The organism is Gemmatimonas groenlandica (assembly GCF_013004105.1).
Taxonomy (GTDB): Bacteria; Gemmatimonadota; Gemmatimonadetes; order Gemmatimonadales; family Gemmatimonadaceae; genus Gemmatimonas; species Gemmatimonas groenlandica.
The window spans coordinates 100048-111519 of the sequence record NZ_CP053085.1; the positions used below are offsets into that span (position 1 = coordinate 100048).

The 11472-nt window shown below is 65.8% G+C and carries 6 protein-coding genes; 1 reads left to right on the top strand and 5 read right to left on the bottom strand.

The genetic code is table 11. The features are described from left to right. The first annotated feature begins 10 nt into the window (after positions 1–10). On the top strand, positions 11–430 hold the full coding sequence (locus HKW67_RS00425; RefSeq protein ID WP_171223510.1) for a PAS domain-containing protein: 420 nt from the start codon (positions 11–13) through the stop codon (positions 428–430). On the opposite strand, the gene HKW67_RS00430 is transcribed toward HKW67_RS00425, so the two are convergent. The 5 genes from HKW67_RS00430 to HKW67_RS00450 all read right to left on the bottom strand — a co-directional run bounded on the left by HKW67_RS00430 (position 403) and on the right by HKW67_RS00450 (position 11436). Then, on the bottom strand, positions 403–3069 hold the full coding sequence (locus tag HKW67_RS00430; protein ID WP_206044557.1) for a cation-translocating P-type ATPase: 2667 nt from the start codon (positions 3067–3069) through the stop codon (positions 403–405). The genes HKW67_RS00425 and HKW67_RS00430 overlap by 28 nt on opposite strands. Before the next feature lie 204 nt (positions 3070–3273). Continuing rightward, positions 3274–4662, bottom strand: coding sequence for a RagB/SusD family nutrient uptake outer membrane protein (locus tag HKW67_RS00435; RefSeq protein WP_171223511.1), 1389 nt, complete (start codon positions 4660–4662; stop codon positions 3274–3276). A 2-nt stretch (positions 4663–4664) separates the two neighbouring features. Next, on the bottom strand, positions 4665–7634 hold the full coding sequence (locus HKW67_RS00440) for a SusC/RagA family TonB-linked outer membrane protein (RefSeq protein ID WP_171223512.1): 2970 nt from the start codon (positions 7632–7634) through the stop codon (positions 4665–4667). Positions 7635–7662: 28 nt separating this feature from the next. Next, positions 7663–9591 (bottom strand): CocE/NonD family hydrolase, encoded by a 1929-nt coding sequence (locus HKW67_RS00445; RefSeq protein WP_171223513.1) that lies wholly within the window; start codon positions 9589–9591, stop codon positions 7663–7665. Positions 9592–9789: 198 nt separating this feature from the next. Further along, positions 9790–11436: a hypothetical protein gene (locus HKW67_RS00450; RefSeq protein WP_171223514.1), complete on the bottom strand. Its 1647-nt coding sequence runs from the start codon at positions 11434–11436 to the stop codon at positions 9790–9792. Positions 11437–11472: the final 36 nt, after the last annotated feature.

The following is an 11472-nucleotide window of genomic DNA, read 5'->3' on the forward strand; positions in this document are numbered from 1 at the left end:
AGATCACGACATGCCTCAGTCCAATCGCCCCTCCCAGCGTCCCGAGCATACGGTGAACAACGTGCTCGAGAATGCCGATACGATGTCCAACGAGGAGTTGGACAAGCTGCCGTACGGCATGATTCAGCTGGACGCGACCGGGCGGATCCTGAACTACAACGCCGTGGAGTCGAAACTGGCGTCGCTGCGCAAGGAAGACGCGATCGGCAAGCAGTTTTTCACCGAGATCGCGCCGTGCACGAAGGTGCAGGAGTTCTACGGGCGCTTCAAGGAAGGCGTGATCCGTGAATCACTCGATACGAGCTTCCGTTTTCACTTTGCGTTCAAGCAGAACCCACGTGACGTGACCGTGCGGTTGCTGTACTCGCGACGGACGCGCACGGTGTGGGTGCTGATCTCGGATCATGAGGGGAAGCCGCTGGAGGGGTGATGGCGGCGCAGCCACCACTTCTCGCCCTCCACGGCGAACAGCACGACCGACGACACCGCCACACACACCGCGAGCTCCCGCCACGACAGCGGCACCGTGTGGAAGATGCGATTCATGGCCGGCACGTAGAGCGTGGCCATCTGCAGCCCGAATGCCGCCACGACGGCATAGAACAGCGCCGGATTGCCGCGTACGCCCAGCGTCCAGATCGAGATCCGCTCGGAGCGAATCGCCATCAGGTGGAACAGCTGCGAGAGCGTGAGCACGGTGAACGTCATCGTCTGCCAATGACTGTTGCCGTCGCGAATGGTGAGCGCCTGCGTGCCCAACGCCAGCGCGGCCATGAGCAGCCCCACGCGCAGCGCATGTTGCCACAGGCCACCCGCCAGTAAGCTCTCCTGAGGGGAGCGCGGTGGACGTTGCATGCTGTCCGGCTCCGCGGGCTCGGCGGCCAGCGTGATGCCGGGTAGGCCATCGGTGACGAGATTCATCCAGAGGATGTGAATCGGCAGCAACGGCAGCGGCAGGCCCAGGAACGGCGCGAGAAAGAGCGTCCATATCTCGCCCGCGTTCGTGGACAACACAAAGCGCACGAAGCGCCGGATGTTGTCGTAGATGCGACGCCCTTCGTGCACCGCCTTCACGATGGTGGCGAAGTTGTCGTCGAGCAGCACCATGTGCGCGGCCTCGCGCGCCACGTCGGTGCCGCCGCGCCCCATCGCGATACCGATGTTGGCGCGCTTGAGCGCCGGTGCGTCGTTCACCCCGTCGCCGGTCATCGCGACATACTGACCACGCGACTGCAGCGCTTTCACGATGCGCAGTTTGTCTTCGGGCGCCACGCGGGCGAACACGCGCACGTCGGTCACGCGTTGCGCGAGGTCTTCGTCGGAGAGCCCGGGGATGTCTTGCCCCGTGAGGACCACATCGTCAGCACGAGCGATGCCCAATCGCGTGGCGATCGCGAGGGCAGTAGCGGGGTGATCACCGGTAATCATGACCACGTGAATGCCGGCCGCCTGACAGGTTTCCACGGCCGCTTTCGCTTCGGCACGCGGCGGGTCGATGAGCCCGATCAGCGCCAGCAGCGTGAGCTCCTGCTCGGCGTGTTCGGCCGAATCCGGCTGCTCGGATAGCGTGCGCGTGGCGATCGCCAGCACGCGCAGCCCGGACACCGCCATCGATTCGGCCTGCTCCAGCACACGCGCCGCGTCGATCGGCACGATCGCATCGGCGCTCCGCATGGAGGTACAGCCGGCGATCACGCGTTCGGGCGCGCCTTTCGTGCACACGATGACGCGGCTCTCATGTCGATGTATCGTCGTCATGCGCGCCCGTTCCGACGAGAACGGCACTTCGCCCACGCGCGGCCAGTGCGCGTCGAGCGCGCTCTTGTTCACGCCAACGTCGGCGCCGGCGCGCACGAGGGCCGTTTCGGTGGGATCGCCCACCAGCGCGCCCTCTGCACCGACGGTGACGTCGGTGCACAACGTCATGACTTCGGACAGCGGAGTGAGATCGTGCGCCGGCGGCTGTGACAACGTCCACGCCGTGCCGTCGCCGAGCACGACGCTATCCACGTGCATGCGGTTCTCGGTGAGCGTGCCGGTCTTGTCGGTGCAGATGTACGTCACCGAGCCAAGCGTCTCCACGGCGGGCAGGCGACGAATCAAGGCCTGCTGCTTCACCATGCGCCGTGCGCCGAGGGCGAGCGAGATCGCGACGACGGCGGGAAGCGCTTCGGGAATAGCCGCCACGGCAAGGCTGAGCGCCGTCATGAACATCAGCAGCACCGGCTCGCCGCGCAGGAGACCGGCCGCGAAGATGATGGTGCAGAGCGCCACCACGGCGATGGCGAGCTTGCGCCCGAGCACGGACAGGCGCTGCTGCAGGGGCGACGGCGATTCGGGCTCGTCGCGCAGCAGGGCGGCAATGCGCCCGAGCTCGGTGCACATGCCGGTGGCGACCACGATGCCGCTGCCGCGTCCGGCGACGACCGTCGTGCCCTTGAAGCTCATGCACGTCTGATCGCCCACGGCACTGGCGTTTGCCGGACACGCGGCGGGATCCTTGCGGCTGGGCACGGACTCGCCGGTGAGCGCTGCCTCCTCGATGCTGAGATGCACTGCGTCGAGCAGACGCATATCGGCCGGCACGATGTTGCCCGCTGCAAGCAGTACGATGTCGCCCGGCACGAGCGCGGTCGATGGCACCGACACTTCCGTGCCGTCGCGCCGCACCTGCGTGAGCGGCTGGGCGAGCGCGCCGAGTGCGGCCATGGCGCGGTCGGCGCGATACTCCTGCGCGAATCCGAGCACCGCGTTCAGGATCACGATCGCGATGATGGCAATCATGTCCTCCGGCTCGCCGACAATGCCGGCAATGAGCGCGGCCACCAGCAACACCACCACCATGGTGTCGGCGAACTGGGCCAGGAGCATGCGCAGCAGGCCACGACTGCGTGCATGCTGCAGCACGTTCTCGCCGTACTCGATCGTGCGCGCCTGCACGACCTCGGCGCTCAACCCTCGCTCAGCCGAGCTCTCCAGCGTGGCCAGTGTCTGCTCGGCCGACGAAGCATGCCACAGCGTGGTCGCCGCGGGCGAATCGGTAATTGAGGAATCGGTGGAGCGGGTCAATGCGAAGGGGGCACGGGATAGCGGGCGACTTTCGCTGTCGCGTAGTGCGCGTTCCGTGCCATGTGAACGGCCAAATGCTTAGGAGGCAGGAGGGAGGGTGTCAGGAAGGAGGAAGCAGTGAACTACGCCGTGCTGCTTCCTCCCCCCCGATACCCTCCTCCCTGCCTCCTAAGCCGTTGGCCGTTTCAACCCATCACCCCGCGCTTATCCCCCGAGCACGTTCACGCACCCCTTGGGCGGAGCGGCCAAGCGCTGGTTGCATTCGTCTACCGGGATCGGGACCAGCGGGAATACGCGGTGCGTGGTCAGCTGCTTCTTGAGCTCGCCGAGGCGGCCGTAGCGGCGTGCGTCGACCCAACGATGACCGTACTCGAAGAACAACGAGTAGCGGCGATCGTACAGCAGCTCGGTGACCAGATCGCCGGCGAAGTCGGACGCCAGCGCCGGCAATCCACCGGCATTGGTGCGCACGAAATTCAGGTCGGCGATCGCGGCGGCGCGGTTGCCGAGTCCGATGTTGGCCTCGGCGCGAAGCAGGATGAGCTCTTCGTTCCGGATGATCGGGATCGACGTGACGTTGGTGGGATACACGATCGGGCGTACGTTCGAGCTGATGCCCTGCGTGGCCAGATTGACCGTGCCGACCACGGCCTTGGATGTGGCCCGCAGATCTCGCGAACCATCCGTGCGCAAGCGCGCGTCGGTGAGGAACTCCGGAACCGCCACGATGGCCCTCGGCGCCGGATCGAACAGCGGGTTCGTCGCGTCGCCCGACGCCGTGCTGTACACGTGGTATACGCCGGTCGCGAAACCAGCAGTCGTGCCGGCTGCGGTGCTGATGAACGATTCATTCAGCGCCGTGAGCGCGTCTGCCCAACGACCACGATACACCTCGAGGCGCGCTTTGAGGCCACGGTTCACGCGCAGGAAATTCGCTGGCGTGCTGAAGCCGGTGAAGCCGGTGGTCAGTGTGAACGGAAACGCGGTGCCCGCTGCGGCGAGATCGGTTTTCGCGTCGTCGAACAGCGCGGCAGTCTTCGTATACGCTTCGTCACGGGTGATGAAGACACCCTGCACGGTAGGATCCTTGGGCACATCGAACACGAGGCCGAAGGTGTCGCGCACGCGCAGCTGGTTCATGTACTCGAGCGCCATGAACGTCTTCACGAATCCCTTCACCCCGCTCTTCTGCGCGGCGGTGTAGTCGGGCACCGCATCGACGACATCGAGAATCGTGTAGGCGGTGCGGAGATTGCGATACGAGTTCGACCAACCGGCGTCGGTGCCGAAACCACCCGGCTCCAGCGGTCCGATCAGCAGGGCGAGCACGTTGCGTGGCTCGGCGCCATCGAGATTCATGATCTCGCGGCCGAAGATGCCGAGCGTGCTGGCCCAGGTGCCGGCGCCGGCACGCGAGCCGGACAGCACACCGGCCACGGTGGTGTTCACCGTTGCGGCGTTCGGCGAACCTTCCAGCTGCGACGTGTTCGGGCTGTTGTAATTCGCGATGTCAGCCGAATTGCACGCGACGACACTGGCACAGGCGGCAGCGAACAACAGGGTGCGCGCCTGGCGATGACGGAATGTGGTCATGGTCAGAAGTCCAGGCTGAAGTTGAGCCAGTAGCTACGGCTGGCAGGATACGCCGCGAGTTCGCGGTTCCGCTGAATGGCATCGGGCACACCGCCGGCGCCGAAGTTCTGCGCTTCCGGATCGCCACCGCGGAACTTCGTCCACCAGTACAGATTGCGTCCGCTCAGCGAGAGTTTCGCCCCGCTGGCACCGGCCCACGTCTTGGCGACCCACTTCTGCGGGATGTCCCAGGTAAGCGTGACTTCGCGCAGCTTCACGTACGACGCGTCCTGATAGAAAATGCGCGTGACCTGCAGGTACGTGGTGCGGCGCACTTCACCGATCTTGCGGCCGGCGGCGTCGAGCTCTTCGTAGTCGCGCGAGTTCTGTCCGAGGTCGTAGTGACGCCACGTGCCGTTGGCGAGCATGCCGCCCTTCTGCTGATCGAGCAGCGCGTACAGCGACAGACTCTTGAAGCGTACTTCGTTGCTGAGGCCCGCGCTCCACAGCGGATTGCCATCGCCCATCAGCACCGGCACCACCACACGTCCGCCGGCCTGCGGCAGCGTGTCGTTGCCGAACAGCTGCGTGGCCGACTTGCCCTGCTCGATGCGCACGGCACCGGTCTGCAGCGTGCCAAGCAGGAACGCCGGCACGGGAAGGCTCGTGACCTTGGAGCGGCTCGTGCCCCAGTTCAGGCGCGCATTCCAGCCCCACGTGGGCGTCTGCACCGGGAATGCATTGATCGAGACTTCTGCACCCGTCACCTGCATCTCGGCGCCGTTCGACGTTTCGCTGCTGAAGCCCGTGGTGGGGGCCAACGTGCGCGTGATGAGCAGATCGGAGATGTTGCGACGGAATCCGGTCACGGCGAACGTGCCGCGGTTACGGAACACGTTCAGGTCGAGACCTGCTTCGATTTCACGCTGACGCTCGGGGCGCAGGTCCGAAGACGCGCGCACACTGCCGACGCGGAAGGCACCGAGTCCGCCCACGCTCGACAGGTCGAGGTTCGTGAACTTCTGGCCATACAGCGGCTGGTTACCCGTTTCGCCGTACGCCAGGCGGATCTTGGCCTCGTCGACCAATCCCGGAGCGAGGTCGGTGAAGCGGTACGACGTGGCGGCCTTCGGGAAGAGGAAGAACTTCTTCACATCGCCGTTGTTGCTGCTGCGGTCGGCGCGGGCACCGGCCGTGAAGAGCAGCTTCTCACGCCACAGCATTTCCGTCTGCGCGAAGACACCGAAGTCTTCCACGCGCAGGCGCGATTCGTCGACGTCGCGCACCGTACCCGACGTGACGACTTCGAGACCGCCCAACAGGTTCTGTGCCGACGCACGCGTCTGGTTCAAGTCACGCTCTTCGAACTGCGTGCCCAGCTGCGACGTGATCTTGAGCGACGACTGCGGCGTCCATCCGTGCACGAGATTCAGGTTGATGTTGCGCTGGATGTTCGTGGTTTTCGAGTTGGCCGAGGTGCCGGGCAATCCGTCGACCGGCTCGTACTGCAGCGTGGGCGGCGAGAAGATCAGATTCGACTGATTCAGCAGGTCGACACCACCGTACGCGATGAACTGCAGGGTATTCTTGTCGCTGGCGAGCAGGTCGGCGGTGAGGCGCGACGTCGTGATGTTGCGCCACACGTTCTCACCGTTCTTGAACTGGTCGATCGTCTGCAGCGGATTGGACGGGTAGAACTGGTTCACCGGCCAGGTGCCGTCGGCGTTGCGCCGCAGGTCGAGGAAGCTCGGGATCTTGGTGAGCGAGTAGGCGATCGAGTTACCGGCGTTGTCGTTGCCGAACAGGCCGCGGTCGTTCGCGTTGTTCAGGATCTCGTTGCCGACCTGCAGATTGAGCCGCTTGGAGATACGCTGATCCAGATTGATGCGCGCGCTCGTCTTGCGGGCGAAGGTGTTCTCGACGATGCCGTCTTCGTTGCGACGGCTGATCGACAGGAAGTACTTGGTGTCCTCGCTACCGCCACTGACGTTGAGCGACACGTCCGAGTTCATGGGGCGGTTGCCGTACGCCAGCGACTCGTAGTCGAGCACGCGGTTGGCGTCGTAGAACGGCGTGATGCCGGCGCCGAACACGGTCACGGCGTCGGCCAGCGTGTTGAACTTGCGCGAGCCGTTGCGATACGCGAGATCCGACGTGCCGCCGCCCAAACGCAGCGAGAACTTCGGCTTGCCGGCCCGCCCACGCTTGGTGGTGATGATGATGACACCGCCCGACGCCTTCGATCCGTAGATGGCGGCGGCCGCCGACCCCTTGAGGATGTCGACGTTCTCGATGTCATTCGGATTGAGGTCGGCGATGCGGTTGACCGGATTCTCCTGGTTGCCCACGGAGATGCCGGTGCCCGCGGCGCGCGTGACCTTGTTGGTGCCTGAGCCGATGGACACGTCGGAGACGATGACACCGTCGATGACGTACAGCGGCTGGGCGGAACCGAGAATGGAGGAGATACCGCGGATGCGAATGCGATTACCGCCGCCGGGCGCACCGGTGGACTGCGAAATCTGCGCACCGGCGATCTTGCCTTGGAACGCATTCTCGATGGACTGTGACGACACCTTGTTCACGTCGGCACCACTCACAGTGGCCACGTCGTTGGCGAGGTTGCGGCGCGAGATACCGGTGGCCTGACCCGTCACGACGACCTGATCGAGATTGAGCACGTCCTTCTTGAGTACGATCTCGAGGGTGCTCTGCGATGCGCCGACGGTGATGCGGGTCATCGGGTAGCCGAGGCGCCGCACCATGAGAATGACCTCGCGGGCGGGGACGTTCACGAGGGTGAACGATCCGTCGTCACGCGAGAGCGCACCGATCGCGGTGCCGGTGACCTGCAGCTGCGCCGCGGTGATCGGCGCTCGCGATCCTTCTTCGAGCACCTTGCCGCTGATCGTGCGCGTCTGCGCAGCGAGCGGGGCGGCGAAGAGCGCGAGGGCTGCGGCGAGCAGGCCTCCGCGCGCGAATACTCCGGTCATCAGGACTTCCTCCATCGGGGGGTGACGATCATTGCGGCAGGATGTTGAGCGTGAGTTGTGACGGACGGGCGGCCGAACGGAAGACGGTCATCGTGGCGGACTGGAAGTCACTGTCTTTCGCCTTGTAGATGTTGGGCACGAAGCGCTGCGGATTGCGATCGACGGCGGGATACCACGTGCTCTGCACGTGCACGACGATGCGATGGCCCTTCTTGAACGTGTGGAACACGTCGTCGAGGGGGACGCGCACGCTGTCCGCCACGTTCATCGCAAGCGGTACGTTTTTGTCGAAGCCTTTGCGCCAACGCGCGCGCGCCACGCCGGGGCGCACCAAGCGTTCGTACGCATCGAGGCGCGGGCCGCCCTCGTATTCGGGGGCCGCATCGTTCGGGTATTGGTCGATGAGCTTCACGATGAAGTCGGCGTCGGTGCCGGTGCTGGCCACATGCAGCAGCGCCGACACCGGGCCCGCGACGGTGACATCACTCGTGAGCACGTCGGAGCGATAGGTGAGCACATCGGGGCGACGCGACGCGAAGCGCTGATCTTCGGTGGGATACTGCGCGTTGAAGCCGAAGGTGACGCCCATCGTGTACGGCACCGGCTTCGCGGGATCGCTGACGTAGCGATCGGCGAACGTGGCGGGCGTTGCACTGCGCGCTTGAGTATTTCCCGGGGCCTCGAAGGCCACGCGTCCGTTCTCGCGCAGATAGAGCGCCCGCGAGGTGGCGGCTTTGGGCGGCCACGCGTCGAAGCGTCGCCACTGATTGGTGCCGGCTTCGAACACGAGCGCGCCGCCGAACGACTGGCCTTTGCAGTCATCCTTGAGCAGGCAGCGAAATGCTGGCGCGCCGACGGAGTCGCGAAAGAACTTGCCGGTTGGGCTGCCGTTGGTGAAAGCGCCGAAGGTCGGGAAGTCGGCGCGATTCCAGCCGCCGTGCGACCACGGTCCCACCACGAACATCTGCTTCGTACTCTTGCTGTTCTCCTGCAGACTGCGATTGAGCCGCAGCATGCCGTACGGATCTTCGACGTCGTACCATCCGCCCACGAGCAGCACCGCCGGCGTGATGTTCTTGGCGTGCTTCCAGATCGCGCGCGCCTGCCAGAAGGCGTCGTAGTCGGGGTGCACGGTGATGGAATCCCAGAAGGCGATGCGATTCTGCATCGGGCCGGGGCCGTAGTTGGAAAACGCGCCCACGTTGAGATGCCACCCGTAACCGTCGGTGGTGCCGGCGTTGGGGCCGGCCGGATAGCTGGTGATGAGCCCCGTGCGCGGTTGATCGAAGTTCTTCATGAAGTTGTACGTCTGCGACAACTTGAAGAGGCCGTTCATGTGGCGATCGTCGCCGAGCCACCAGTCGATCATCGGCGCCGACGGATAGGCGAGTTTGTGCGCGGGGTGCGCGTCGATCATACCCGCGGCCACAAAGAAGCCGGGGGCGGAGTTGCCCCACGTGCCGACGCGTCCGTTGTGGTGCGCCACGTTCTTCAGGATCCACTCGATGGTGTCGTACGTGTCGGTGGATTCGTCGACATCACCGGGCTTGCGATTCGGGCCTTTGTTCGGCGTCATGAACGCGTGATAGCCTTCGCTCATGTAGCGGCCGCGCACATCCTGATTCACGAAGATCCAGCCTTCGGCATCGAGACCGGGGAATGGCCCCAGCTGCGCGGGGTAGGCGGTCTCGCCATACGGCGCGACGCCGTAGGGGGTGCGCATGAGCAGTATGGGGACACGCGTGGTCGTGTCGCGCGGCGTGTAGATCGCCGTGTGCAGCTTGGCGCCATCGCGCATCGGGATCACGACTTCGCGTTTCACGTACTGCTCCCGCACGCGGGCAACCGCGGCGGGGTTCGGCGCGGCACGTGCATCCTGCGCCACGGCGCGGGAGGTCATCATGGTGGTCGCGCTCGCGAGGAGTGCGGCCATCACGAACACACGAGAGGCAATCATGGGCTTTCCTGTGGGAAGGGCGAATGGGCGAAGGTACGGTCGACGGAGTGGCGTCGCCAGCGCTCAACTGCCAACTGCTTAGGCAGCAGGGAGGAGGGTGTCAGGGTGGAGGAAGCAGGGGCCAGCGCCGTTGCTGCTTCCTCCACCCTGACATTCTCCTCCCTGCCTCCTAAGCTTTTGGCCGTTCGTCGTTTGCCGTTAGTCGTACCACCCCTGCAGGTACCAGTGCACGCCGCCGTCGTGGTACAGCAGTAATTCGCCTTCATCATCGACCACGCACCGCCAGTAATCGCGGGCGTACGTATCGGCACGCCACCAATCGCCACTCAAGCGCTCGGGGCCGTCGGCGCTCGCGATCGACAGACGTCGTCCGCGCCACCACACGGCGTCGGGTAGGCCGTGTGGTGCTTCTACGTCCACCGGTTCCGGTGCGTCGAGTAACCGGAGCACGGCGTCGGTATTCGAGGTCGGCGACGCAGCTGGTGATGTTGGTGTGGGGATCGGTGCCGCGCCGAGGGCCATGGCGTCGGCGCTGATCCAGCGACCGGTGTCTTCGGGGCGATGACTGTCGCCGGCTTCGGGGTGCACGACCACGGTGCCGGTGTTGTCGGGATCGAGCACGGCGCGCAGTCGCGCGAACACCGCTTCGGCATTCATCGCGGCGTCGCGCCACGACGGGATCAACAAGTCGCCTTGGTCGGCGGCGAGAGGCGCGGTGGCGGGAATGCTGACGGTGACGCCGATGATCGGCGCGGGGATGCTCCACCGCTCCAGCAAGCTGCGGCATTGATCGAACAGCGGCTCGAGTCGGGCGAGCGGACGCGCCGGACGCACTTCGCGCGTGATGGAGCGTTGGGGGATGCCAAGGAGGGAGGCGGCCGAATGCTCTGAAACTGCCAACGGCTTAGGAGGCAGGGAGGAGGGTGTCAGGGGGGAGGGGGCAGGGGGGAACGGCGCGCGCTGTGCTGATGCCCTTCGTCCTGATTTCTCCGCGGGCGTATCGTCCGACGTCTCCGGCACGTGGATATGCCCGCGCATCTCGCTGCCGATGTCGTCGATGGGATACTGACGGCCGGCGTCGAGCACGAGCGTGATCGCGACGGAGGCGGCGGCGCGGCCGTCTTCCACACACTCGCGCAATAGGCGTTGCAACTGCGCGCGCAACACGAACAACACGGGCTCGGTGCTTTCCACGGCAGCGGGCAACTCCACACTCGCACTGCGCGCCGCTTCCACGCGCACGAGTCCCGGTCGACGGGGGTCGTCGCCGTGGGCGAGTCGCCACGCGCCGAGACCGGCGGGGCCCCATCGCTTTTCAATATCGCCGGCGTCGAGTGACGCCAGCGCACCGACTGTCCGCAGGCCGAGTGACTGCAACGCGTCGCGCAGATCATCCTCCATCGGCACCAGCCCCAACGGCGCCGGCGCGAGATACTCGGCGCATTGTCCCGCGGGAATGATCGTGATGCCGTCGGGCAGCGTGAGCGGATCGCGTTCACGCACACCTTGCGGGTCCCGTTCGCGTACGGCACGACTGCGCGCCCGCGGAGCCCACGTGGCCGCGCGTGCGGCGACGCAGGAATCGGCGATGGCCACGCGGGCATCGGGGTGCCACTGCTGCGCGATGGTGAGCAGCGTGCGCGCGAGCTGCGCTTCGCCACCAACGGCATCGAAGCCGTTGGCACCGACCCACCACATGCCGGGGGCACCGGCGACCGGCGTGACCTGCGGACTGGCGGCCAGCAGGGCGGTGCTCGCCGCCAACACGGCGTCGCGAATGGCGTGATCGTCCCAGGCGCGCACATCGAGATCGGCACAGCAGGCGCGCGCTTCGGGGAGGAGCATGCCGGCGCGGACGCCGGCGCGGCCGGCGGCGAGGGA

Coding starts and splice junctions, on each gene's coding strand:
- HKW67_RS00440 (WP_171223512.1), bottom strand. CDS start 7,634: ATGACCGGAGTATTCGCGCGCGGAGGCCTGCTCGCCGCAGCCCTCGCG.
- HKW67_RS00445 (WP_171223513.1), bottom strand. CDS start 9,591: ATGATTGCCTCTCGTGTGTTCGTGATGGCCGCACTCCTCGCGAGCGCG.
- HKW67_RS00425 (WP_171223510.1), top strand. CDS start 11: ATGCCTCAGTCCAATCGCCCCTCCCAGCGTCCCGAGCATACGGTGAAC.
- HKW67_RS00435 (WP_171223511.1), bottom strand. CDS start 4,662: ATGACCACATTCCGTCATCGCCAGGCGCGCACCCTGTTGTTCGCTGCC.
- HKW67_RS00450 (WP_171223514.1), bottom strand. CDS start 11,436: ATGCTCCTCCCCGAAGCGCGCGCCTGCTGTGCCGATCTCGATGTGCGC.